Genomic DNA, 23120 nt, shown 5'->3' on the forward strand with positions numbered 1-23120 from the left:
GAAAGAAAGTGCGCAGAAAGCTGTTACTCGGCGGACTCGTGTCCGCCATGCTGCTCGCGATGGTGGGCGTCGCGGCCAACCCGGCCAGCGCCCAGCAGTCCCTCAGGCTCCAGTACAAGACGAGCGCCACCGGAGCGACCGCCGACCAGGTCGAGCCGTGGTTCAACCTGGTCAACGGCGGCACCTCGGCCGTGCCGCTGAGCGGCGTGAAGATCCGCTACTACTTCAAGGCGGACGCCGGATCGCCGCAGTACCGTTTCGCGTGCTCGTGGGCGGTGGTCTCCTGCTCCACGGTCACCGGGACCTTCGGCACGCTCTCCCCCGGTACGGCCACCGCCGACCGCTACCTGGAGGTGGGCTTCACCTCGGGGAACCTCGCGGTCGGGGCGCAGACCGGTGACCTGCAGCTGCGTTTCCACCGCGCCGACTGGCAGCGGCTGACCCAGAGCGACGACTACTCCTTCGGCCCGGCCCGCACGACGTACGGCGACTGGACCAAGGTGACCGTCTACCAGAACGGCGCCCTGGTCTGGGGCACCTCGCCCTCGGGCGGTGGCGGCGACCCGACCCCGACGCCCACCCCGACGATCACGAACCCTCCCGGGGGCAGCGGGGTGGTGTTCGACGACTTCGCGTACAGCAACGCCGACGACCCCAACATCTCCGCGCACAACTGGACCGTGCGCACCAACACCGGCGGCCCCGGCGTGCCCGGCGCGAGCTGGCCCAAGCAGAACGTGACCTTCCCGACGGTCTCCGGGACGAACAAGGCGCTGCAGCTCAAGGCCGTCACCGACGGCACCGCCTCGGGCACCCAGCAGTCGGAGGTGCTGCACCAGCGCAAGTTCCTGGAGGGCACCTACGCGGCCCGGGTGAAGTTCTCCGACACCCCGGTCAGCGGTCCCGACGGGGACCACATCGTGCAGACCTTCTTCACGATCACCCCCCTCGCCGCCGACATGGACCCCGATTACAGCGAGCAGGACTTCGAGTATCTGCCCAACGGCGGCTGGGGCGAGCCCGCCAACATCATGTACGCCACGTCGTGGGAGACCTACCGCAACGAGCCCTGGCAGGCGGTGAACGTGCACACCGAGGTCAGGCAGAGCTACGCGGGCTGGCACGACCTGGTCCTCCAGGTCTCCGGCGGCCAGATCAGGTACTACATCGACGGCGCCCTCTTCGCCGAGCACGGCGGCGACTACTACCCGGAGACCGTGCAGTCGGTGAACTTCAACCTCTGGTTCATCAGCGGCGGCCTGGTCGGCAGCTCGACCTCGCGTGACTACATCCAGCAGATCGACTGGTTCTACCACTCCAAGAACGAGGTCGTCGCCCCCGCCACCGTTCTGAGCCGCGTCAACGGCTACCGCTCCGCCTCGACCACCTGGGTCGACACCGTCCCCAACCCCTAACCGCCCTCCTGAGTGCGAGTACGGCCCGCGGTCTCCCCGGACGCGGGCCGTACGTCTTCCTCGGTGCCCGGCGCCCGGAGAGTGCGGACCTGGGGGGAGAGCAGCGCCGCGAGCGTGGCGACCACGACGAGAGCGGAGCAGCCGAGAAGGGCGGTGCCGGGACCGACGGCGGCGGCGACGGGACCGGCGACGAGGATGCCGAGGGGTGCCAGCGCCAGGGACCCGAACCAGTCGTAGGAGCTGACGCGGGAGAGCACGTCGGGAGGCACCTCACGCTGCATGGTGGTGGTCCACAGCACGCCGAACACGTCCCCGGCCACCCCGGCGGCGAACATCGCGACCGCGATCGTCCACAGCGGCGCCCCGGCTCCGAGGAGCACCATCGGCAGCGCCGTGGGAAAGGTGGCCAGCACCGCGAGGAGCATGGGGCGCCGGGGCCGCAGGCGCGCGGCGAGGCCCGCGCCCGCGACGGTTCCCAGCGCCTGGGCGGTGACGATCAGCGCCCAGGAGCTCGCTCCGTCCAGGTCCCGCTCGGCGATCAGGGGACCGAGCACGCTGATGTTGGCCCCGACGGCGGCGACGACGAAGGCGTACTGGAGCACCACCACCCACAGCCACTGGCGTGAGGCGAACTCCCGCCAGCCGTGCCGCAGGTCGGACCAGCCGGATCCCATGGAGACCCTGAGGCGGTGGGGCAGGCGCATGGCGCGGATCAGCGCGGCGCTGGCGAGGAAGGAGACGGCGTTGAGCGCCAAGGCCCACCCGGCGCCGACCAGGGCGACGGCGACACCGGACAGCGCCAGCCCCAGCACCATGGCGCCGTTCCTCGCGACCCCGAGCAGGGCGTTGGCCTCCTGCAGCCGCTCCCGGGGCACGACCTCCGGCACCACGCCGTTCATCGCCGGTACGAACAGGGCGGTGGCCACCCCCGCCAGGGTCGCCAGCAGCGCCACCGCCGGGATCGGCGCGTCGCCGGTCAGGAGCATCGCCGCCAGCCCGCCGTACGCGGCGGTGCCCAGAACGTCGGCGATCACCATCAGGCCTGACCGGGAGAACCGGTCGGCCAGCACGCCGCCGACGAGGATGAGCAGCAGCTGCGGCACGGCCTGGCAGGCCAGCACCAGCGACAGCTGCGCGGGCGTGCTCCCGGGGATCGCGAGCACGCCGAACGCCAGGGCCACCCGGGCGAAACCGTCCCCCAGCACGGAGATCGTCCGAGCCGAGGCGAGCAGGACGAAGCGCCTCTCTCTCAACAGGACCCCGGGGGGAGGGGACGTCGCCATGTCACGTCAGCGTAGACGCGAAAGCACCGCCGGCGACATACCGGAGAGACCCGCCGGTCCGAGGTATGGAGAGCTATGGATCGGCGTGGCCGTACGCGGCGCGGGGAGAAGGGGAGAAGGGCGAGGCCGGGACAGCGAGGGGAGACGGCTCGGAGGGCCTGCGGAGCGAGGTCAGGACACCCGCGAGGCGGCGCGAAGGACAGCCAGGACGAGGTCAGGACACCCGCGAGGCAGGCGCGAAGGACAGCCAGGACGAGGTCAGGACACCCGCGAGGCGGCGCGAAGGGCCGACAGGGCGAACTCGGTGGCCTGGCGACCGGCGTCCAACATCTCCTCCGGTGAGGCGCCGTTGCTCATGCTGACGAAGGCGGCGAGCTTGCCGCCGCCGATCACCGCGCCGACGGCCGCCGACGCCTCGACGAGGCTCAGCTCCTCCGGGCACGCCCGGTGCAGGGCCTCGGCGAGCTCCCGCTGGCCCTCGAAGAGGAGCAGCAGGCTACGCGCCCGCAACGAGGGGACGGTCATGACGAGGTAGTTGACCGGGCCTATCTCTCTCTGCAGTTGCCCGTCGAGGACGAGCTCGGAGAAGACGGAGGTGACGGCACGGGTCAGCAGGTCGATCGCCCGGTCGTCCGGACGGGGCTCCGCGACCACCCGCAGCACGCGATCGATGCCGTCGCGCGTGTTGTAGAAGATCACGTCTTCCTTGCTCGCGAAATAGCTGAAGAAGGTGCGCGTCGAGACGTCGGCGGCCGCGGCGATCTCCGAGACGGTGGTCTGCTCGTAGCCCTTCTCCATGAAGAGCTCCAGCGCGGCGGCGATGAGCGCTTGCCGGGTGCGGATCTTCTTGCGTTCGCGCAGTCCCGGAACCTCACTCATGCGGGCAGCTTAATGCATCTGAGCATACTTTGCACCTATTGTAATTTTGCACCTGATGTAGTTTTCTGGATGGGACGAAGCGCATCACTGTAGAGGAGCGCGAGATGGCACAGTCCCACCCGGCCCACCCGGAAGCGGTCACCTTCCCCTTCGGACGTCCCAGCCCCTTCGAACCGCCCGAGCGCCTGGCCTCGCTGCGCGAGGAGCGGCCCGTCGCCCCGATGACCTACCCGGACGGCACGACGGGCTGGCTGGTGACCGGCTACTCCGCCGTACGGGCGATCCTGGCCGACCCCCGGTTCAGCTCCCGGCGCGAGCTGCTGAACGTCCCGGTGCCCTTCCCGCTGATGCAGGAGATGCGCCGCCCTGCCGACCCCGGCCTGTTCATCCGGATGGACCCGCCCGACCACACCCGCTACCGCAAGCCGCTCACCGCCCAGTTCACGGTGCGGCGGATGAAGCAGCTGGAACCCAGGATCCAGGAGATCACCGAGGAGCGGCTCGCCGCGATGGAGAAGGCCGGGCCTCCCCAGGACCTGGTGCGGGAGTTCGCGCTGCCCATCCCCTCGCTGGTGATCTGCGAGCTGCTCGGCGTCCCGTACGCCGACCGCGACGAGTTCCAGCGGTCCACCGCGGTGCTGCTGAACCTGGAGTCCTCCGTCGAGGACATCCGCGCGACGATCGTCCGCTTCGGCGCGTTCTTCCTGAGGCTCATCGAGGCCAAGCGGGCCGACCCGGCCGACGACCTGCTCAGCGGGTTGATCACGAGCGGCGACCTGACCGACCAGGAGCTGAGCAACATCGGGTTCCTGCTGCTCGCCGCCGGGCACGAGACGACGGCGAACATGCTCGGCCTCGGCACGTTCGCCCTGCTCCAGCACCCCGACCAGCTCGCCGCGCTGCGCGCCGACCCCTCGCTGATCGACAACACGGTCGAGGAGCTGCTGCGCTACCTTGGGATCATCCACGTCGGCCCGCTCCGCGCGGCCCTGGAGGACGTCGAGGTGGAGGGGCAGCTCATCAGGGCCGGAGACCCGGTGACCCTCTCGCTCCTGGCCGCAAACCGCGACCCCGCGCGCTTCTCCGACCCCGACCACCTGGACATCACGAACCCCGCGACCGGGCACCTGACGTTCGGGCACGGGCTGCACCAGTGCCTCGGCCAGCAACTCGCCCGCGTGGAGATGCGCACCGCGTTCCCGATGCTGTTCGACCGCTTCCCCGACCTGCGCCTCGCCGTACCGGCGGACAAGGTCCCGATGCGGGACACGATGTCCATCTACGGTGTACAGGAGCTGCCGGTCAGATGGTAGGAGGGGACATGAAGGTCACCACGGACGTGGCGCGGTGCATCGGAGCGGGCATGTGCGTGCTCACCGCGCCGGAGGTCTTCGACCAGAGCGAGGACGAGGGCACCGTCGTGCTCCTCGACGAGACGCCCCCGCCCGAGCTGCACGCCGCCGCCCGCCGGGCCGGGCACCTGTGCCCCTCGGGCGCCATCTCGGTGAGCGATCCGGACGCCTCCCCAGCCCGGTAGTGCTTTGCCCGGTCAGCCCGTCGTGGCCGGCCGGGCCGGCTTCGGCACCCCGCATCCGGCCTTGATCGGTACCGCCAGGACGGCTGGCCTGATCGCCGTGCTGCCGGAGGGCGGGGCAGGGCGATGAAGGACTGGGTGGTCGTGCCCCACTCCTCGGCCCAGAAATGGACGGATCTGGCCGAGGCCATGGCGACTCCGTACATCTGGGCTTCGAGATCGTCGGCGGTGGAAGCCTGGAGGGTCACCGGTCCGGCCACGGGCCAGGCCGCGATCGCGTAGAACAGGCGCGAGTGCGTGCCGTAGAAGACGGCCCAGTCCTTCCACTCTCGATCCAGTCGCTCCGCGTCCGCGCGTGCCCGCCGATCCCAGGAGCGGCGAGGAACGAGGGCGGGGACCATGCCGTCACGGTGCCGCCCCCTGTCACTGAGAATGACCCGCCAGCCCGAAATCACCGGCTCGGGTGTCGTTGATTTACCATCGTCCATGGATCGGACCTCCATCCGATCAAGGGGCCCGTCCCGGCGTGCGATGCCGTGGCGGGCTCCGCCGTTTCACGAGGCTTTTCACCGCGTCCGTGTAATGGTGGAATCGGCCGACGAGATATCCAAGAGGTTTGTTGGGGGAAGACGCGCACCCCCCAACCTCCCCAACCCCGGAGTACGGAATGCCACGTACGCCCCAGCCGGTTAATCCCGCTGATTCCCCTTGGCACCTGCTTGGCAGCACTATTCGCCATTGGCGGGAAAATGCTCATTTTTCGCAGCGCGGCCTCGCCGAAATGGTCCACGTGGACCACACGATGATCTCCGCCTGGGAACGCGCCGCCTCGCGAATGGACATCTCCAGCGCTCGGGCGATCGACACGGCGCTGGAGGCGAACGGGCAGATCGCAGAGCTTCACGCTCTCGTCGTGGAACTCGCCCGATTCCGGGTAAGTAACGAAAAAACCAGCACCTCAGGATGTAATGAGGATGATGTGGAGCGCCGTACCCTTCTCCAACTCCTGATGATGATGGGTGCCGGTTCCGGCATCCCCGCTTCCGCCGTGGACGCTCTGCACGCGGGCCTGGGGCGGACCACGGATCACGCGGCCGAGAACGGCGTGAGCGACTGGGAACAGATCGCGTGGGACTACGCGCAGGGCGTGTGGACGGAGCCGCCGGGGTCCAGATTCGCCGACCTGACAGGCGACATCCGCAACCTGGAACAGGCTCTGACGCGCGCTCAGGCCCCGGCCGAGCACACCACCCTGCTGCGCGTCTACGCCCAGCTGGCCGCGTTCCTGGCCCTTGAACTGGCTGAGACCTCCAGCGCCCGCGCGTGCTGGCGTTCGTGGCGTGCCGCTCGGTCGGCCGCCGACGCCTCCGGCGACCGTGAGCTGAGCGTGTGGATACGCGCGGAAGAGGCCACCCAGTCGTTCTACCTGCGTCGTCTCGGACCGGCCGCGGGCACCCTGATCGAGGAGGCCGTGCATCTCGCCGACGGCCGTCCATGCCTCGGCCTGACGGAGGCACTGAAAACACGCAGCCGCATTCTCGCCGAGGCTGGGCAGGTAGCCTCCGCCCGCGAGGTCCTCGACGATTTCAGGGGCGTGTACGACCGCCTTCCCACCTCCGTGACCGATGACCCCATCTCCGTGTGGGGCCTGCCTCTGGACAGCGCGCAGTACGCCGAGGCCTTCGTGCTCACCAAGCTGGGAGACGGGAAGTCGGCGATGCCGATGCTGGAGCAGGCTCTCGCCTCGTGTCCGCGCGAGAAGGCCGGGGGAAGGGCCAACATCGGCCTCATCCAGGCATGGGGGCTGGTCCAGGATCGCGATGTGACCGAAGGGCTCGGCCACGCTCTCGACCTCGCGACCGCCCTTCCCACCACGATCGCCAGACGCAAGATCATGCGGGAGGTCGTGGCCGCCCTCCCCGAGCGGGCCCGAACCCTGCCCGCCGCCCGCGAACTCCACGCCCTCACGACAGGCGACCGCCCGGGTTGACGCGCCGGAGAATATCCACGCAAAGGCAACGGATCAGGTCTCATCACCCTTCCGAGGGCCACAAAACGGTTCCTCGATAGCCGATCCGTCCGGATGCCGCTGGCGATGATCCTTCAGTTCCGTACTCAGAGCCGCTCGGGCAAGAGGGTGAACGCGTTTACGTGCCGGGGACGTACGACGGTGAAATGACGACGATCGAGTGTGGCAACCTCGGCCAGCTCAAGCCTCTCAGCGACCGCGATCACTGAGGCATCAGCCGCACCTAATGGGAGATTGGCGTACATTTCCACCAAATCACTCATTCGATCCAAATCCTCATCGAGGAGGTCGATCAGAACCAGGCCAGATTGAAAAGATCGCAGAAAAGCCGCTTCCGCTTTGCTTCCTTGGCGCTTCTCGATGAGTTGGCAGACTTCCGTGACAACTGTGGCGGGAACGAGAAGCGGACCCGGATGAGTCCGCAAAAGCCCGGCGCAGAGTTCGTGATGGTTGTCCCGGATATTGACCGCTGCGACCAAAGGCCCTGAATCAATGACAATCACGAAGAGTGATTGTCCTCCGAGTGCAAGATCTCTTCAGAGCGTTCCGCGAAATCCGGCTCGGCCTCGAGCGTTCCGATGAATGGCAGATCACGGACGACGGGCTGTTCGTCGAACTGGTCTCGGACAAGGCGTAGCAGTGGTGCCACCTTCTCCTCGGGCAGGCGGTCCACCAGATGGTGAAGCTCCTCACGCATCACGCTCATGTGTCGAGTGTAACCAGACACCATCGGAACACACGCGGCCGAGCTGCGACGCGAATCGCGAGTTCGGCGTTCGCCCGATACGGAACAGACTCAGGTTCGCGGGCCGGGGACGCGGCGGAAGGTGAAGGGCTCGCTCTCGCGGCCCGGGATCACGAACCAGCACTCGCCGGTGCCGTCGCTGTCGAGCAGCCGGACGAACGTGTCGACGACGGACGAGACGTCCAGGATCGGGAAGCCGAGTTGCTCCAGCACCGCCTTGCCCTCGCCGAGGATCGCGGTGTCGGCGAACGACGGGCACAGGCCCTGCACCTTGATCCCCTGCGGCCGGAGGTCCTCACCGAGCGAGCGGACGAGGCCGACGACGGCGTGCTTGTTGGCGGCGTAGACGGGGTCGGACGGGATGCCGACGATGCCCGCCATGCTCGCGGTCGCCACGATCGTGCCACCGCCCGCCGCGCGCAGGGCCGGGATCGCGGCGTGCACCCCGAAGACGACACCGTCGAGGTTGACGCCCATCGCCTGGCGGTAGCGCCGGACGTCGAAGTCCTCTCCCAGCCCGAAGCCCGTGGCGATGCCCGCGTTGAGGAAGGCGAGGTCGAGCCTGCCGTACCGCTCGACCGCGGTCGCCACCGCCGCCTCGTTGTCCTCCAGCCGGGACACGTCGCAGTGGACGTACGTCGCGCCCAGCTCGTCCGCGAGCTTCCCGCCCGCGACGTCGTCGATGTCGGCGAGGACGAGGCGGGCCCCGCCCTCGGCCAGCCGCCGGGCCACGCCCGCGCCGATGCCGTTGCCGCCGCCGGTGACGAGGGCGACCCTGCCCTCCAGGTCGTCGCCGCGGACCACGTTGAACGTCTCCGCCGAGATCTCCGGGCTCCTCGCGCCCAGCCCGCTGAGCAACCCGCCCCCGCCGCTCTCCGCGGTGAACCCGCCCGTCTTCTCCGTACTCACAGTGGCAACCCTCCGGTGGCGGCGTTGGTCGAGCCCGTGCTCCGGTACGCCGCGATCGTACGCTCGGCGATGCGCATCTGGTGGATCTCGTCGGCCCCGTCCGCGAAGCGGGCCCAGCGGGCGTGCTGGAGCATCTTGGCCAGCGGGGTGTCGGTCGAGTAGCCGAGCGCGCCGTGCACCTGGATCGCCCGGTCGACGATCCGGTTGAGGCTGTTGGCCACGAAGTGCTTCGACATCGAGACCTCGGTCCGGAAGTCCTCACCCTTGTCGATCTTCGAGGCGGCGTGCAGGACCATCAGCTTGCACTGGTACAGCTCCATGGCCGAGTCGGCGATCAGCCACTGGATGCCCTGTTTCTCGGCCAGCAGCGACCCGTGGCTGTAGCGGTTGAGCGCGCGGTCGACCATCATGTCGAGCGCCGTCTCGGCCTGGGAGATCCAGCGCATGCAGTGCGCCAGCCGTGCCGGGCCCAGCCGGTACTGGCCGAGCCGGTGGCCGTTGCCGCGCCCGCCGAGGATCTGGCTGTCGTGCACCCTCAGGTCGGTGATGACGATCTCGCTGTGGCCGGTGGAGCCGTGCATCGTCTCGACCTCGCGGACGTCGTTCCATCCCTCCTGCGGAAGGTCGACGAGGAAGGCCGTGTTGCCGCCGCGCGAGCCCTCGGGCACGTCGAGCTCGGTCTTGGCGATGAGGATGGCGAAGCTCGACCGGCGGGCGTTGGAGATGAACCACTTGTGGCCGTTGATGACCCACTCCTCGCCGTCCTTGACGGCGTGGGTGCGGATGAGCGTGGGATCGGAGCCGGCCACCTCCGGCTCGGTCATCGCGAAGCACGACATCCTGTGGCCCTTGAGCAGCGGTTTGAGGTATTTCTCCTTCTGCTCGTCGGTCCCCCAGTGCAGCAGCGTGTGCATGTTGCCCTCGTCGGGCGCCGAGCAGTTGAGGACCCACGGCCCGAGCCGGGTCTTGGCCGCCTCGGACTGCACCATGGCCAGCTCGACGTGACCGAGGCCCATGCCGCCCCACTCCTTGGGCATGTGCGGCAGCCACAGTCCCTCGGCCTGCGCCTTCTCACGCAGGTCGAAGATGACGCGGACGTACTCGTCGCGCGCGGTGACCTTCTCCTCGTCATCGAAGCCGCTGACGGCCGGGATGATGGTCTCCCGCACGAAGGCCCGCACGCGGCGGCGGATCTCCTCGTGCTCGGGGGCGAGGGTGAAGTCGATGGCCATGGAGTCCTCCCCTTAGCGGCGGCTGACAGGTCCAAAGGGCCGCCGGGCGGGGACTCCCCGCTGTGTGCCGCGACCTTGATGCGACTGCTTCATGATTTGATACACATGCATTAATACCCTAGCGACCGGTACGTTCATCGACAAGGCACCGGCAAGGCAGGAGCGCGGCATGCCCCCTAACCCGGAAGCGACCGGCAGGCGCCTGGTCGCGGCGGCCGAGCGGCTGTTCGCCGAGCGCGGGATCGACGGCGTGTCACTCCGCGAGATCAACGGCGCCGCCGGGCAGCGCAACTCGACGGCGCTGCAGTACCACTTCGGGGACCGCGCGGGCCTGCTGGGCGCGGTGCTCGCCAAGCACCATCCCGAGATCGAGGCGCGCCGCCACCAGCTGCTCGACGAGTACGAGTCCCGGGGCGACCTGCCGGAGACCGAGGCCCGCCGCACCCTCGCCGCCGCGCTGGTCCGGCCGATGGCCGCCAAGCTGGCCGACCCCGACGGCGGCCGGTACTACCTGAGGATCATGGAGCAGCTCGTCCGGCGCACGCCCCTTCCCGCCCTACGGAGCACGCGGTCCGATCCGGGGCAGAGCATCGACCGCTGGCGCGAGCTCGTGGCCCCGCTGCTGTCCGAGGTCGCCCTGCGCCGGCTGCACCAGCGCTTCATGGCGATCCGGGTCACGTACGTGGAGCTGGCCCGCCGCGCCGCCGGGCCCGAGGGCAAGGACGACCGGCTCTTCACCAGCCACCTGATCGACGTCGTGTCGGCCGTGCTGGCCACCGAGGTCTCCGAGGAGACCGCGCGGCTCCTGGGAGAGCGTGACAGGAGGCGCGACGAGCGGGACGGGGAACGCGACGGCGGGGCCGGGGAGGTCCCCCGCGGCACCTCCGAGCTCGGTGGGGAGAACGGGCCCGGCGGAGAGAGCGGGCCCGGTGGGGAAGGCTGCGGACCCGGGCGTCAGGCGCCCGCGTGAGCCGCCTGGAAGGCACCTCCCGCCGAGTAGGTGACCAGCGTGGTCAGCACCTCCTTGACCGACTCGCGCCTGCGCACGTCGCACAGGACGATCGGGGCCACGCCGTCCAGGCCCAGCGCCCGCCGTACCTTGATCGGGTCGTGCCGCCGCGCGCCGTCGAAGCAGTTGACCGCCACGACGAACGGGAGCCCGCGCTGCTCGAAGTAGTCCACGGCGGGGAAGCAGTCCTGCAGGCGGCGGGTGTCGGCGAGCACGACCGCGCCGAGGGCGCCGACGGACAGCTCGTCCCACATGAACCAGAACCTGTCCTGGCCCGGGGTGCCGAACAGGTAGAGCCAGAGCCCGTCGCGGATGGTGATCCGGCCGAAGTCCAGCGCGACGGTTGTAGTGATCTTGGACTCCACGCCCGCGGTGTCGTCCACGTAGATGCCGCGCTCGCTCAGCAGCTCCTCGGTGTGCAGGGGCCTGATCTCGCTGATCGTGCCGACCATGGTCGTCTTGCCGACCCCGAAACCGCCGGCGACGAGGATCTTGATGGCCATGGCCGGGCTGTCGACCGGGGCCATCCCCGGCTCAGAGGCCGCGTATTCCATGCAGCACTTCCCTGTAGATGCGTTCGTCGATCGTCTTCCCCATCGGCCGGGGCCTGTCGATGGTGACCAGGCCCTCGCGGCGCAGTTCGCTGAGGAGTACGCGGGTGATGTTGAGTGGCAGCTTGAGGTGCGCGGCGACGTCCGCCACGGGGGTGGGCCTGCGGCACGCGGACAGCACGTCGAGATGCTCGGGCACCAGCCCGATCGGCTCGAAGGGCATCTCGACGGTCGTGACGATGGCCACCAGATCGAAGCTCTCCCCGACCGGTCGCGCCCTGCCGCCGGTCACCCCGAAGAGCCTGATCAGAGGCCCGGGATCCTCTCCCGTCACGTCCTCGCACCATTCCAGGCCGGCGCTGGAGCAGCTCCCCTCGGCTGCGCGGACAGGTGCTCGCCGACGCGCTTGACCAGCAGCGCCATCTCGTAGGTCACCATGCCCAGTTCGGCGTCGCCCGCGGCCAGCACGGCCAGCCTGGCCCCCTGTCCCGCCGCGGTGACGAACAGGAAACCGCCCTCCATCTCGATGATGGTCTGCCGCACGCCGCCGAGGCCGAAGTGCCGCCCCGCGCCCAGCGCGAGGCTGTGGCTTCCCGCCGAGATGGCGGACAGATGCTCGGCGTCCTCACGGGTCAGCTCCCGGGAGCCGCCCATCGCCAGGCCGTCGGCGGACAGCACGATGGCGTGCCGGATACCGGTGACCCGCTGGGTCAGGTCGTCGAGCAACCAGCTCAGTTCAGATCTGGGGTCGGGCATCGGAGTGGCCATCCTTTCGCTTCCACACGTCCAGTTCCTGCTCGGCCTGGCTGCGGCCCTGCTGCCAGCCTCGTTGCATGGACGACATGAGGTTTGAGAGCTCCTCGGGAGTTCGCGCGCTGATGTCGCGCTTCTCGGGGGAACGCGTCTGGCGGAGCTGGGGGGCCAGATTAGCCTGCCGTACCCGCATCGGCAGCCCGTCCAGGTCGTCGTCGGGGTCCGGTACGAACACGGCCCGCCGCACGGGCGTCGGGGGGGCCGGGTCTGGGGGAGTCTCGCGCCGTTCCTGGGCGGGGAACCAGCTCTGCGTGGTCTCGGAGGCGTTGGCCGTCACCTCCTCCTGCGCGCCGGAGAGGACCTTGGGCCACTCCTCCGGTGTCGCGCTCAGCGCCCTGACGGGCCCGCCCGCGTGCGCGCCGCCCTGGCGCGGGTGCACGCCATCGGCGGCCAGTGACGCGCAGGTGGCGAGCAGGTTCTGCGGCAGCAGCACGATCGCGGTGGTGCCGTCGTACGGCGAGGGGCGCAGCACGACCTTGATCCCGTGCCGGGCGGCGAGCCTGGCCACGACGAACAGGCCGAGCCGGTCGCTGTCGGCCAGGTCGAACTCCGGCGGATCGGCGAGCTTGGCGTTGAGCTCGTCGAGGTTGGCCCGGCTCAGTCCCAGTCCCCGGTCCTCGACCTCCAGCGCGAAGCCGTTGGCCGCGACCATGCTCCGTACGTGCACCACGGTGTTCGGCGGCGAGAAGATGGTGGCGTTCTCCACCAGCTCGGCGATCAGGTGAATCACGTCGGTGACCGCGGCGCCGACCAGCAGCGGCGCCTGCGGCATGGGGAGCACGGTGACGCGGGTGTAGTCCTCGACCTCCAGCACGGCGCTGCGCACCACGTCGAAGATCGGCACCGGGTCGCGCCACCTGCGGGCCGGGGCCGCGTCGGACAGGATGATCAGGTTCTCCGCGTGCCGCCGCATGCGGGTGGTCAGGTGGTCGAGCTTGAAGAGACCCTCCAGGGTCTCCGGCTCCTCGACGCGGCGCTCCATCGTGTCGAGGAGCGTGAGCTGGCGGTGGAGCAGCGCCTGGTTGCGCCAGGCGAGGTTCAGGAAGACCTGGCCGACGCCCTTGCGGAGCGTCGCCTGGCCGACCGCGGCCTCCACCGCGGTCCGCCGCACGGCGGAGAAGGCGTGCACGACGCGGTCGACCTCGGCGGTCTTCGCCGGGGCCAGCTCGGGGGCCTCGGTCGCCGGGTCCACGTCCTCGCCCCTGCGCAGCCGCTCGACCAGCCGGGGCAGCCGCTCCTCGGCCAGTTCCACGGCCGACGCCTGGAGCCGCTTCAGCTCGGAGATCAGGGAGCGGCCGAACCGGTAGGAGGCCATGATCGAGATGATGATCGCGAGCAGGCCCAGTCCCAGGATCAGCGCGACCCGCAGGTAGGCGTCGTTTCTGAGCGTCTCGCCCTTGGCCGCGGCGCGGGCCAGCTCCTGCACGCTCTGCTTGGCGACGGCGCCGATGACGGCCTCGGCGTCACGCCTCCACTCGGCGGCGTCCAGCGGAGGCTTGCCGATGAGGTTCCAGGAGAAGATCCGGTCCTCGTTGGCCTTGAATCGCAGGTAGGCCGGACTCTCGACGAACGTCTCGTACCCCGCCCGCAGGTCGGGTCCCATGTCCCGCTCCGCGTAGGCCAGGTGGTTCCTCCGGCTGGTCATCGCCGAGACGAAGGCCGCGTGCTCGGCGGGCGTCATCTCGCCACGCTTCATCGCGGCGGTGAGCACGGCGTGCTCCCTGCTCGCGTACTCGCCGGCGGTGCTGTAGGCGCCCATGCCGCGGACGACGCGGAAGGACGACACCTCGGCGATCGCGTCGGAGTCGCCGAACTGCCGGTTGGCGACGCTGATGAACTCGTTGTAGCCGTCGGTGACCTGGATGGGTTTGATCGCACCGCTGTCGGCGAAGGTGCGCACCTGGATGAGCCCGTCCATGGCCGCCAGCAGCGCCCGCACGTCCGTCGGGGCGTTGTCGGGCTCGTACGCCTCGGCGGACGTGATCGCCTGACGCACCAGGTCCAGCTTGGTGTTCGTGACCCGCCGCTGCTCGGTGAGCGCCCTGCTGTGGGCGGTGGCGCCCGCCGCGTCGGCGGAGAACTGGCGCTCCCGCTGGATCTCGACGATCAGCTCCCGGATCGGCGCCCCGATCACCTGCCAGCGGTCCTGTGTCTGGGCGATGCCGGCGACCTGCGCGATGGTCGAGTAGGCGATGAACACCCACAGGACGATCAACGAGAGCACGGGAAGGAGGAGGATCCGGAGGATCTTCCAGCGAATCGGAGGGGGGGAACTCATTCGACTTGTCCAATCCGCGGTTCCTGCGCGTGGCCGACAGCCGCGGGCGAGAAGTGCCCCGCGGTCGCACGCCGCGACTGGTGCGTGTGTGATTCGACACACTATGCCCATGGGACATATCGAGCTTCAAGCCACCGGAGCGAATATTGGGTATCAATGTTCGCAGTGAGCTGGGTGACCACTTTCCTGTAAAAAGCGGGGTTTTCGGCAATCACCCAGCTCACACCGGGTGCCGTTCGCGAACGGGCACCCTCGCCCCTCGCCACGGATTGACATCATTCCGTCACCATTCGCCGCCGGTCGGCGGTCGCCCATCCGGCGATGGGCGACCGGTCCGGCGGGCCGGGGTCAGCGGCGGGCGTCCTCGAGAACCCGCCGCGCGTCGCTCTCGAAGAAGCCGCGGGCGAACAGGGTGAGCAGGCCGCCGATCACCATGGGCACGATGAGGACGTACATGGCGGAGATGAGGGAGCCGGTGCCGTCGGAGGCGATGCCGACGACCAGCGGCCCGAACGCCGCGCCGGCGGTGATGAGGACCTGGAGGACGGCGAAGCCGAGGCCGCGGGAGGCCGCGCCGATCACGTCGGCGAGCGAGGCGGTCATGTTGGGGATGGCCATCGACGTCAGCACGCTGGAGGCCGTGAGCACGACGCAGAAGGCGGCCAGGGAGTCCATCGTGAGCGCGACGGCCAGGACGAGCGACCCCGCCGTGATGCCCCCGCCGCCCGCCAGGAGCCTGCCGCCCTTGCGGGTGCCGTGCCAGCGCCGGCCGAGCCACGAGCCGATCAGGGTTCCCGAGACCACGCCGACGATGGTCATGAGACCGCCCAGCGAACCCGCGGCGGCGGGGCCGATGCCGAAGTTGCGCACCAGCAGCGAGGGCAGCCAGTAGAAGATCCCGGCGAGACCCAGGCTGAGCAGCATCAGGCCGATGGAGACCGCGAGCAGGGTGCGGATGGTGAGGACCTCGCGGAGCTGGCGGGCGAACGGCGGTTTGGGAGCGGGCGCCTCGGCGGTGGCGAGGCCGGAACCGGCGTCGAGGACGGGGCCGGGATCGGTGCCGGGACCGGCGGGAGCCGCGCCGGCGACGAGCCGGTCGAGGTTGCCTCTGACGGGCTCGTGGAGCCGCCACACGAGGAGTGCGGTGAGCACGCCCGGCACGACCATGATCAGGAACGCGCTGCGCCAGCCGAACGCCTCCGCAAGCACGCCGCCGAGCAGCGTGCCGATGCCTCCCAGGTAGGCGGTCACCCGGGTCCAGCCGTAGGCCTGGGCACGGGTGGCCGGGGGGTAGTAGTCGGCCAGGAGGCTGCCGGCGGCCGGATTGTCGATGCTCTCCGCGGCGGCGAGGAAGACGCGCATCGCGTAGAACATCGCGAACCCGGTGGCCAGCCCCGAGCCGAGCGTGGCCAGGGCCCAGCAGAAGACGACGACGGCGATGATCCGGGTGCGGCTGCGCCGGTCGGCGAAGTACCCGGCGGGCAGCGCGACGAGCGCGGCCGCCAGGGCGGAGGCGGTCGGTATGGAACCGGCGACGGTGTCGCTGAAGCCCCACTCGGCCTGGATGAGCGGCAGCACTCCGGACAGCAGGTTGAACTCGATGCGGTCGACCAGCCCGACGATGAAGAGCACGACCAGGGGGGCCCAGCCGTAGGGGGCGCGAGACCCGGCGTCGACCTCTCCGTTGCGAGGCGCTCCGAGTTTCAGGCGTGGGGTGGTGGGCGTGTCGACCATGCGCCGGCCTTCCTGTAGCCAAAATCTAGAATCCGCTTCTAGAGCTTTGTTATGGAGGGTGGCACAGATCACAGCGCCGGTAAATGGCCGGAATACGAGATGTGGGATCCGGCGTGTCGCGGAGCCCGGGTTCTCCTGCGGGCCGTCGCGAGGGACGGACGGGGAGGGCGGGGAAGGAGCACCCACCGGACCCCGCGGGACGTCCGGAGCGGGGACCTCGGGCCCGCCCCGGGAGCCCGCACCGGCGGACCGGGAGCCGTCCCTCGCGACCGGGGAGTCCTCACGCACGGCCTCGGAGTCGCGCGGCCTCGGCGTCACGTGCGGCCCCGGACTCGCGTAAGGCCTCGGACTCATGCGCGGCCTCGGACTCGCGTAAGGCCTCGGACTCATGCGCGGCCTCGGACTCGCGTAAGGCCTCGGACTCATGCGCGGCCTCGGACTCGCGCGCGGCCTCGGAGCGGGCACGGCGGGCGGCCAGGTCGATCACGGTGCCCTCGCCGGTGGCGGTGAGCGCCGCCGCGAAGAGGATCAGCTGGTTGAGGATCTTGAGGAAGACGAGCATCCCGACGGCACCGGCGACGACGTGGTAGGCGGGATTGCCCACGGTCATCTCCAGGTAGACCTGGCCCAGGGACTTGAGAACCTCCAGCCCCGCGGTGATGAGCAGAGCGGGCCAGATGACCCGGCGCGACGACAGCCGCAGACGCGGCGGAGCGCAGAGCAGGGCGATCGCCAGCAGGGTGTTGACGGCCAGCCCGATCACGAACGCGGCGGCCGACAGCAGCCACCGCGACAACGTGTCGTCGACGCCCACCGTGTGCAGGAACAACCAGTTCAGCACCGTCTCCGCGACGAAGGCCACCGCGAGCGAGGCGGACAGCAGCAGTCCCAGACCGGCCATCACCCCCAGGTCGATGACCTGACGCATCACGAAGCGGCCCGGATACTCCTCGATCCGCCAGATGGCCCTGATCGCCGAGCGCAGGGCGTCCATCCAGAACAGGCCGGTGAGCGGCAGGCCGACGAAGGCGATCGCCCCGGCCGTGGCCCTGGCGCTCTGCAGCGCCCGTACGTCCAGACGGGGGAAGTTCTCCGAGAGGTAACCCTCGACCGCGTGCACCACCTGCGGGTCGTCGAGGACCTGCCCGATGACGGCGAAGCCGAGCAGCCCCAGCGCGAACACGGCGAAGAAGGAGTAGTAGGTGAGCGCCGCGGAGAGCCGTCCGGCGTCCACCTCGTCGTAGCGCACTCCGGCGCGCACCAGGTGGTCCAGCCAGCCGTGGCGATGACGAGCACGCGTCCACGCTCTGGCGATACGCGCGGTGAGACCCGTGACCGTCATACCAGGGTCTCTACCCCCGGCCTTCCCACCTACCACCCACAACCGGGGCACCTCGTCCGCACCCCGCCCCCTGCCGTCACGCGTTCCGCGTGACACCCGGCCGCCACACCGCCCACGGGACGCTCGGCCGTCACAGGATCACGCGACGTCCGACCGTGACACGGACCCGCGGGACGACCATGACACGGACCCGCTGAACGCCCGCGACACGGACCCGCGGGCGCCCGCCCGGCCGTCACGCGTCACGTGTCCCGCGAGACACTCAGTCGTCGCCCGCCCTGCGGCCGAGGATCGAGTGGATCTCGAAGGAGGGGGCGCTGAAACCCGGAGCCGACATGACCTCCCGGACCTCCCGGAGCTGCCCGAGGGTCATCCCCGCCTCCACCAGGCGGTCCTCCAGGTGGTGGCTGTTGCTGATCAGGAGGCCGAGCCCGGCGGAACCGCGCTCCCACACCTCGGTCCAGCGAGCCTGGTCGACGTCGACCAGACCCGCCGCCGCCATGTCCCGCGCGGCGGAGCCCCCCCAGGTCGGATCGCTGCCGGCCTCGCTCAGCACCCGGGCCATCGCCGTGACGTAGGCCCCGTACACCTCCCCCTCCCGCCCTCCGGGGGTGGGCGGCGCCACCCAGCGGGTGATGTCGATCTCGTCGAGTTGCAGCCAGCCACCGGGCCGCAGCGCGGCCCACAGGCGTCGCAGGACCTGGCGGCGCCGCGGCAGGTGGCTGAGCACGAGCCTGGCGTGGATCAGGTCGAACGCGCCCTCCGGCAGCGGGTCGGTGACGATGTCGTGGCGGGCCACGGTCAGCCCCGGCCTGGACGGGATCAGGCCCGGCTTGATGTCGGTCGCCAGCACGCGCCCGCCCGGCGCCACCCGCTCGGCCAGCCACAGGGCCACGCTGCCCCCGCCGGCCCCGACCTCCAGGCAGTCCCAGCCGGCGCCGACGCCGGTCAGGGCGAGGCGCTCGAAGGTCAGCGGATCCAGCAGCCGAGCGAGATAGCGGTGCTGGTCGGACGAGTGGTCCCCGTCGTTGTCGAACACGTAGTCGGACGCGGTCGCTGAGTTCTGCCCGGTCATCTGGACCCTTCCATGAGCGGTTACCTCGCCGCATGGTAGGTAGGGCGCCACGGAAAGTGACAGCCCTCCGGCCGGACCTGGCCATCTTCTCTGGAGAACGTATCCTCCCGGCTACAGTATGTCCGGATAAAGAACTTATGTGCGGTAGGTGAACAATGCTGTATCACGAGATCGAAGGACCCGCCGGCGGGCGGCCGGTCGTGCTGGCCGGCTCGCTGGGCACCACGCTGGAGATGTGGGATCCGCAGATGGAGGCGCTGACCGGGCACTTCAGGGTCGTCCGCTTCGACCACCGGGGCCACGGGCGGTCCCCGGCGACGGGGAGGTGCTCGATCGCCGACCTGGCCGGTGACGTGCTGGACCTCCTCGACCTGCTGGAACTGCCGCGGGTCTCCTTCGCGGGGCTCTCGCTCGGCGGCATGGTCGGCATGTGGCTGGCCGCGCACGCGCCCGAGCGGATCGACCGGCTCGCGCTGCTGTGCACCTCGGCGAAGCTGGGCACCCCCGAATCCTGGGCGGAGCGGGCGAGCGCGGTCCGCGGGGCGGGCACCGCGTCGATCTCCGAGGCGGCCATGTCCCGGTGGTTCACCCCCGCCTTCACCGGGCGGGAACCGTACGTGACGATGCTCGGCGGCATCTCCGCCGAGGGGTACGCCGCCTGCTGCGAGGCCGTCGGGGCGATGGACCTCCGCGCCGAGCTGCCCCTGATCTCGGCGCCCACGCTCGTGCTCGCCGGGGCCGACGACCCCGCCACGCCGCCCGAGCACGCGGAACGGATCGCCGAGGGGATCGCCGGCTCCCGGCTCGTCGTCCTGCCCGGAGCGGCCCACCTGGCGAACGTCGAGCGTCCGGAAGCGGTCTCCGAGCACCTCGTCGGGCACTTCCTCCAGGAGTGATCCGGAGTGATCCGGCGAAATACGGTGAGGTACCCCGGTGACGCCGGAAACAGGGGGGGCACCATGGCGACCGTTGCCGAGCAGTTCATCGAGGTTCTCCGCCAGGCAGGGGTGGAACGGATCTACGGGGTGGTGGGCGACAGCCTGAACCCGGTGGTCGACGCCGTCAGGAAGGCCGGCGGCATCGAGTGGGTCCACGTGCGCAACGAGGAGGCCGGGGCGTTCGCCGCCGCGGCCGAGGCACAGATCACCGGGCGCCTGGCGGTCTGCGCGGGCAGCTGCGGGCCCGGCAACACCCACCTGGTCCAGGGGCTCTACGACGCCCACCGCAGCGGCGCCCCGGTGCTCGCGCTGGCCTCGCACATCCCCTCCTCGCAGATCGGCACGGGCTTCTTCCAGGAGACCCACCCCGAGCGCCTGTTCGTGGAGTGCAGCCACTTCTGCGACATGATCGGCACTCCCGAGCAGATGCCCCGGGTGCTCCATATCGCCGTCCAGCAGGCGATCGGCCTCGGCGGCGTCTCGGTCGTGGTGCTTCCCGGCGACGTGGCGCACCTGCCCGCCGCCCGCCCCACCGGCGAGCACGACGTCCTGACCAGGACCGGCACGGTCGTCCCCCACCCCGACCAGGTGGCCGAGCTGGCGGCGGCGCTGAACCGCGCCGAGAAGGTGATGCTGTTCTGCGGCGCCGGGACGCGCCACGCCCGCGACGAGGTCATGGCGCTGGCCGGACGCGCCCTGGCCCCGGTCGGGCACGCGCTGCGCGGCAAGGAGTGGATCCAGTACGACAACCCCTACGACGTGGGGATGAGCGGGCTGCTCGGGTACGGCGCCTGCCACGAGGCGATGCACGAGGCCGACCTGGTGGTGCTGGCCGGGACCGACTTCCCCTACGACGACTTCCTGCCGGGCGCGCGTACGGTCCAGATCGACCACGACGCGGCGCGGCTGGGCCGCAGGACCCCGCTGGAGCTGGCCGTGCACGGCGACGTCGGCGCGACGATCCGCGCGGTGCTGCCCCATGTCGCCCAGAAGACGGACCGCCGCCATCTCGACAGGATGCTGGGCAAGCACCTCAAGGCGCTGGAGAACGTCGTGGAGGCGTACACCCACGACATCGAGCACCACCTCCCGATCCACCCCGAGTACGTCGCGAACCTGATCGACGAGCTGGCCGCCGACGACGCGGTGTTCACCGTGGACACCGGGATGTGCACCGTCTGGGCCGCCCGCTACCTCAGCCCCAACGGGCGCCGCCGGGTGATCGGCTCGTTCTGGCACGGGAGCATGGCCAACGCCCTCCCGCACGCCGTCGGCGCCCAGTTCACCGACCGGCGCCGGCAGGTCGTCTCGCTCTCCGGGGACGGCGGGCTCGGCATGCTCCTCGGGGAGCTTCTCACCGTCCGCCTGCACGACCTGCCGGTGAAGACGGTGGTGTTCAACAACTCCTCGCTCGGCATGGTGAAGCTGGAGATGATGGTGGACGGGATGCCCGACTTCGGCACCGACCACGCTCCCGTCGACTACGCCGCGATCGCCGCCGCGGCCGGGATCGGATCGTTGCGGGTGGAGAGTCCCGCGGACGTACGGGAGGCCCTGGCCACGGCCTTCGCCACTCCCGGGCCCTTCCTCCTGGACGTGGTCACCGACCCGGACGTGCTGGCCATGCCGCCGAACATCAGCCGGGCGCAGGTGAAGGGGTTCGCCCTGGCCGCGGGCAAGATCGTGCTCAACGGCGGGGTCGGGCGCATGATCGAGATGGCGAAGGCGAACCTGCGGAGCATCCCGCGCCCCTGAACCGCACGGTCCCGGGCACCCGGGCCGGCCCGTGCCGGATCCGGCCGGAATCGTCGGTGCCGAGGTTCACAATGGGCGCCATGGACAACTGGCGTGAGGTCCGCGAGACGCTGCGCGAGTTCGCGCTGCGCCTGCCGGAGGCCTACGAGGACCACCCCTGGGGCGACACGGTCGTCAAGGTCAACAAGAAGATCTTCCTCTTCCTCGGCGTCGACGAGCCGACCGAGAAGTGGAGCCCGAGCGTCGGGGTGAAGCTGCCCGAGTCGAACGGCCACGCGCTGGCGGTCGAGGGCGCCAGGCCGTCCGGCTACGGGCTGGGCAGAGCGGGGTGGGTGTCGATTCCCCTGACGGGTTCCGGCGCGCTCCCGGAGACCGAGGCGCTCCTCGACTGGGTCGAGGAGAGTTACCGCGCCGTCGCCCCCAAGAGGCTCGTCGCCAGGCTCGACGCGCCCTCGCAGGACGGAGACGAGTCGGCGCGCACCGGCGGGCAACAACCCTAGCCCGCCCTCCACCCGCCTTTCCCTATTCGGTGGACGGGGTCTCGGCGTGTCACCACATGCCCCTCAATCGCGACTGTAAGCATCATCACTGTCACGCTGAGTACCTCGGCGTACCGGCAAAAGCCGTATTCCGGTCAGCGGATTGGTCGCGGCCACGGACCACGTCTCGAAGGGAATGGTGTCTCCATGCTCACTCCCAACCCTGAAACAAGTGCCGCGACCACGCGCGAACGGCGAAAGGGGCGCCGGCCGGCGAAAGGGCCGGCGATGCTGGCCCTGGCCGGATCCCTCTCCGTGGCCCTCATGGCCCCCGTGTCCCCCGCATCCCCCGCCTTCCCCTCACCCGCCACCGCGTCCGCGCTCAGCGACCCGCCACCCGACTCGGACTCGTCCGTCAAGTCGACCAGCTCCTCCACCAGCGCCTCCGGCCCTGACAACACCGATACCGACACCGACTCCGGGACCGACACCGGCCCCAACAGCGAGACCACCACCGGCACCGGCACCGACTTCGGCACCGACGACGATGACGATGGCCCCCGCCACACGCTTGCGGAGCAGGCGCGCAAGAAATGCAAGCCGAGGTCCTTCTTCAGATTCCACTCCTTCAGGCCGAGGAATTTCTTCGTTCCCCGTACGCGCTTCATCGACGGCCCCGGCGGCACGATGACGGTCTCGGTCACCCGGCAGCACCGCGTGTACGCCGAGATGGAGATCGAGAGGGAAAGAATCGGCGAGATCGACAGGGACGAGCTGATCCGCCAGTTGCGAAACATGGTGAACCCGTTGCTCGCCGAGGAATACATCGTCGAGACCGGTCACGAATACGTGCAGGAGATCACCGACGGCAAGTACGGAAACATGTGGTATCGCGTTTTCGGTTACCGGGTGGGCTTCTCGGCGTGGCGGCAGGTCTACAGCTGCCGGGTACGCAAGATCGCCGCCGGAGTGGCCAGCGTCCCCGCGCGGGTGGAGGGCTGGAGATACTGGGAGACCGACCACCCGATGTACAAGGGACGCCGGCTGAGCAGGCGCTGAGGCCCGCCTCTCCCGGCGGAGGCCCGCTTCCCTCGACCGGCGCCCGCCTTCTCCCGGCCGG

The 23120-nt window shown here is 70.0% G+C and carries 22 protein-coding genes; 9 read left to right on the plus strand and 13 right to left on the minus strand.

All coding sequences use genetic code 11. The features are described from left to right. The first annotated feature begins 8 nt into the window (after window positions 1–8). On the plus strand, window positions 9–1415 hold the full coding sequence (locus AB0F88_RS36375) for a cellulose binding domain-containing protein (RefSeq protein WP_362695115.1): 1407 nt from the start codon (window positions 9–11) through the stop codon (window positions 1413–1415). Here AB0F88_RS36375 and AB0F88_RS36380 read toward each other — a convergent pair. Beyond that, window positions 1412–2698 (minus strand): MFS transporter, encoded by a 1287-nt coding sequence (locus tag AB0F88_RS36380; RefSeq protein ID WP_362695118.1) that lies wholly within the window; start codon window positions 2696–2698, stop codon window positions 1412–1414. The two genes, AB0F88_RS36375 and AB0F88_RS36380, sit on opposite strands and share 4 nt — an antisense overlap. 258 nt (window positions 2699–2956) lie before the next feature. After that, window positions 2957–3577, minus strand: coding sequence for a TetR/AcrR family transcriptional regulator (locus AB0F88_RS36385; protein WP_362695121.1), 621 nt, complete (start codon window positions 3575–3577; stop codon window positions 2957–2959). 104 nt (window positions 3578–3681) lie between these two features. On the opposite strand from AB0F88_RS36385, the gene AB0F88_RS36390 reads away from it, so the two are divergent. From AB0F88_RS36390 to AB0F88_RS36400, 3 genes are all read left to right on the plus strand, one after another. After that, the gene (locus AB0F88_RS36390) at window positions 3682–4890 is read left to right on the plus strand and encodes a cytochrome P450 (RefSeq protein ID WP_362695124.1); all 1209 of its coding nucleotides are present in this window, start codon (window positions 3682–3684) and stop codon (window positions 4888–4890) included. A gap of 8 nt (window positions 4891–4898) precedes the next feature. Continuing rightward, the gene (locus AB0F88_RS36395; RefSeq protein ID WP_362695127.1) at window positions 4899–5114 is read left to right on the plus strand and encodes a ferredoxin; all 216 of its coding nucleotides are present in this window, start codon (window positions 4899–4901) and stop codon (window positions 5112–5114) included. 664 nt (window positions 5115–5778) lie between these two features. Further along, the gene (locus AB0F88_RS36400) at window positions 5779–7101 is read left to right on the plus strand and encodes a helix-turn-helix transcriptional regulator (RefSeq protein ID WP_362695130.1); all 1323 of its coding nucleotides are present in this window, start codon (window positions 5779–5781) and stop codon (window positions 7099–7101) included. A 125-nt stretch (window positions 7102–7226) separates the two neighbouring features. On the opposite strand, the gene AB0F88_RS36405 is transcribed toward AB0F88_RS36400, so the two are convergent. From AB0F88_RS36405 to AB0F88_RS36420, 4 genes are all read right to left on the minus strand, one after another. After that, entirely contained in the window at window positions 7227–7643 is a 417-nt protein-coding gene (locus AB0F88_RS36405; RefSeq protein WP_362695133.1) for a PIN domain-containing protein, read from the minus strand. Beyond that, a complete protein-coding gene (locus AB0F88_RS36410) occupies window positions 7640–7846 on the minus strand; it encodes a hypothetical protein (protein WP_362695136.1) in 207 nt (68 codons plus the stop codon). The genes AB0F88_RS36405 and AB0F88_RS36410 overlap by 4 nt, the downstream gene beginning before the upstream one ends. A 90-nt stretch (window positions 7847–7936) precedes the next feature. Further along, entirely contained in the window at window positions 7937–8794 is an 858-nt protein-coding gene (locus tag AB0F88_RS36415) for an SDR family NAD(P)-dependent oxidoreductase (protein ID WP_362695139.1), read from the minus strand. Then, window positions 8791–10026 carry an acyl-CoA dehydrogenase family protein gene (locus AB0F88_RS36420; protein ID WP_362695142.1) on the minus strand — a complete coding sequence of 412 codons (1236 nt, stop codon included), beginning with the start codon at window positions 10024–10026 and terminating at the stop codon, window positions 8791–8793. Before AB0F88_RS36420 ends, AB0F88_RS36415 begins: the two co-directional genes overlap by 4 nt. 169 nt (window positions 10027–10195) lie before the next feature. On the opposite strand from AB0F88_RS36420, the gene AB0F88_RS36425 reads away from it, so the two are divergent. After that, window positions 10196–10996 (plus strand): helix-turn-helix domain-containing protein, encoded by an 801-nt coding sequence (locus AB0F88_RS36425; protein WP_362695145.1) that lies wholly within the window; start codon window positions 10196–10198, stop codon window positions 10994–10996. Here AB0F88_RS36425 and AB0F88_RS36430 read toward each other — a convergent pair. The 7 genes from AB0F88_RS36430 to AB0F88_RS36460 all read right to left on the minus strand — a co-directional run bounded on the left by AB0F88_RS36430 (window position 10981) and on the right by AB0F88_RS36460 (window position 18828). Beyond that, window positions 10981–11589 carry an ATP/GTP-binding protein gene (locus AB0F88_RS36430; RefSeq protein ID WP_362695148.1) on the minus strand — a complete coding sequence of 203 codons (609 nt, stop codon included), beginning with the start codon at window positions 11587–11589 and terminating at the stop codon, window positions 10981–10983. The genes AB0F88_RS36425 and AB0F88_RS36430 overlap by 16 nt on opposite strands. Next, on the minus strand, window positions 11570–11920 hold the full coding sequence (locus AB0F88_RS36435; protein ID WP_362695151.1) for a DUF742 domain-containing protein: 351 nt from the start codon (window positions 11918–11920) through the stop codon (window positions 11570–11572). The genes AB0F88_RS36430 and AB0F88_RS36435 overlap by 20 nt, the downstream gene beginning before the upstream one ends. Beyond that, on the minus strand, window positions 11917–12342 hold the full coding sequence (locus AB0F88_RS36440) for a roadblock/LC7 domain-containing protein (RefSeq protein ID WP_362695154.1): 426 nt from the start codon (window positions 12340–12342) through the stop codon (window positions 11917–11919). Before AB0F88_RS36440 ends, AB0F88_RS36435 begins: the two co-directional genes overlap by 4 nt. Then, the gene (locus tag AB0F88_RS36445) at window positions 12323–14623 is read right to left on the minus strand and encodes a nitrate- and nitrite sensing domain-containing protein (RefSeq protein WP_362695157.1); all 2301 of its coding nucleotides are present in this window, start codon (window positions 14621–14623) and stop codon (window positions 12323–12325) included. Before AB0F88_RS36445 ends, AB0F88_RS36440 begins: the two co-directional genes overlap by 20 nt. A gap of 402 nt (window positions 14624–15025) precedes the next feature. Continuing rightward, on the minus strand, window positions 15026–16411 hold the full coding sequence (locus AB0F88_RS36450) for an MFS transporter (RefSeq protein ID WP_362695160.1): 1386 nt from the start codon (window positions 16409–16411) through the stop codon (window positions 15026–15028). A 280-nt stretch (window positions 16412–16691) separates the two neighbouring features. Beyond that, the gene (locus tag AB0F88_RS36455; protein WP_362695163.1) at window positions 16692–17753 is read right to left on the minus strand and encodes a YihY/virulence factor BrkB family protein; all 1062 of its coding nucleotides are present in this window, start codon (window positions 17751–17753) and stop codon (window positions 16692–16694) included. Between the two features lie 262 nt (window positions 17754–18015). Beyond that, a complete protein-coding gene (locus tag AB0F88_RS36460; protein ID WP_362695166.1) occupies window positions 18016–18828 on the minus strand; it encodes a class I SAM-dependent methyltransferase in 813 nt (270 codons plus the stop codon). A 155-nt stretch (window positions 18829–18983) separates the two neighbouring features. Here AB0F88_RS36460 and pcaD point away from each other — a divergent pair, with 155 nt between their 5' ends. From pcaD to AB0F88_RS36480, 4 genes are all read left to right on the plus strand, one after another. Continuing rightward, window positions 18984–19724 carry a 3-oxoadipate enol-lactonase gene (gene pcaD, locus AB0F88_RS36465; RefSeq protein WP_362695169.1) on the plus strand — a complete coding sequence of 247 codons (741 nt, stop codon included), beginning with the start codon at window positions 18984–18986 and terminating at the stop codon, window positions 19722–19724. Between the two features lie 63 nt (window positions 19725–19787). Continuing rightward, window positions 19788–21521, plus strand: coding sequence for a pyruvate dehydrogenase (locus AB0F88_RS36470; protein ID WP_362695172.1), 1734 nt, complete (start codon window positions 19788–19790; stop codon window positions 21519–21521). 80 nt (window positions 21522–21601) lie between these two features. Beyond that, window positions 21602–22021, plus strand: coding sequence for an MmcQ/YjbR family DNA-binding protein (locus tag AB0F88_RS36475; protein ID WP_362695175.1), 420 nt, complete (start codon window positions 21602–21604; stop codon window positions 22019–22021). A 312-nt stretch (window positions 22022–22333) separates the two neighbouring features. Beyond that, window positions 22334–23059, plus strand: coding sequence for a hypothetical protein (locus tag AB0F88_RS36480; RefSeq protein WP_362695178.1), 726 nt, complete (start codon window positions 22334–22336; stop codon window positions 23057–23059). The last annotated feature ends 61 nt before the right edge of the window (window positions 23060–23120 follow it).

The organism is Streptosporangium sp. NPDC023963, from assembly GCF_040639135.1.
Lineage (GTDB): Bacteria > Actinomycetota > Actinomycetes > Streptosporangiales > Streptosporangiaceae > Streptosporangium.

Excerpts from the sequence above, each read along its gene's own strand:
- AB0F88_RS36380 (WP_362695118.1), bottom strand. The coding sequence starts at position 2,698 with ATGGCGACGTCCCCTCCCCCCGGGGTCCTGTTGAGAGAGAGGCGCTTC.
- AB0F88_RS36385 (WP_362695121.1), bottom strand. The coding sequence starts at position 3,577 with ATGAGTGAGGTTCCGGGACTGCGCGAACGCAAGAAGATCCGCACCCGG.
- AB0F88_RS36390 (WP_362695124.1), top strand. The coding sequence starts at position 3,682 with ATGGCACAGTCCCACCCGGCCCACCCGGAAGCGGTCACCTTCCCCTTC.
- AB0F88_RS36395 (WP_362695127.1), top strand. The coding sequence starts at position 4,899 with ATGAAGGTCACCACGGACGTGGCGCGGTGCATCGGAGCGGGCATGTGC.
- AB0F88_RS36400 (WP_362695130.1), top strand. The coding sequence starts at position 5,779 with ATGCCACGTACGCCCCAGCCGGTTAATCCCGCTGATTCCCCTTGGCAC.
- AB0F88_RS36410 (WP_362695136.1), bottom strand. The coding sequence starts at position 7,846 with ATGAGCGTGATGCGTGAGGAGCTTCACCATCTGGTGGACCGCCTGCCC.
- AB0F88_RS36420 (WP_362695142.1), bottom strand. The coding sequence starts at position 10,026 with ATGGCCATCGACTTCACCCTCGCCCCCGAGCACGAGGAGATCCGCCGC.
- AB0F88_RS36425 (WP_362695145.1), top strand. The coding sequence starts at position 10,196 with ATGCCCCCTAACCCGGAAGCGACCGGCAGGCGCCTGGTCGCGGCGGCC.
- AB0F88_RS36430 (WP_362695148.1), bottom strand. The coding sequence starts at position 11,589 with ATGGAATACGCGGCCTCTGAGCCGGGGATGGCCCCGGTCGACAGCCCG.
- AB0F88_RS36440 (WP_362695154.1), bottom strand. The coding sequence starts at position 12,342 with ATGCCCGACCCCAGATCTGAACTGAGCTGGTTGCTCGACGACCTGACC.
- AB0F88_RS36450 (WP_362695160.1), bottom strand. The coding sequence starts at position 16,411 with ATGGTCGACACGCCCACCACCCCACGCCTGAAACTCGGAGCGCCTCGC.
- AB0F88_RS36455 (WP_362695163.1), bottom strand. The coding sequence starts at position 17,753 with ATGACGGTCACGGGTCTCACCGCGCGTATCGCCAGAGCGTGGACGCGT.
- AB0F88_RS36460 (WP_362695166.1), bottom strand. The coding sequence starts at position 18,828 with ATGACCGGGCAGAACTCAGCGACCGCGTCCGACTACGTGTTCGACAAC.
- pcaD (WP_362695169.1), top strand. The coding sequence starts at position 18,984 with ATGCTGTATCACGAGATCGAAGGACCCGCCGGCGGGCGGCCGGTCGTG.
- AB0F88_RS36470 (WP_362695172.1), top strand. The coding sequence starts at position 19,788 with ATGGCGACCGTTGCCGAGCAGTTCATCGAGGTTCTCCGCCAGGCAGGG.
- AB0F88_RS36475 (WP_362695175.1), top strand. The coding sequence starts at position 21,602 with ATGGACAACTGGCGTGAGGTCCGCGAGACGCTGCGCGAGTTCGCGCTG.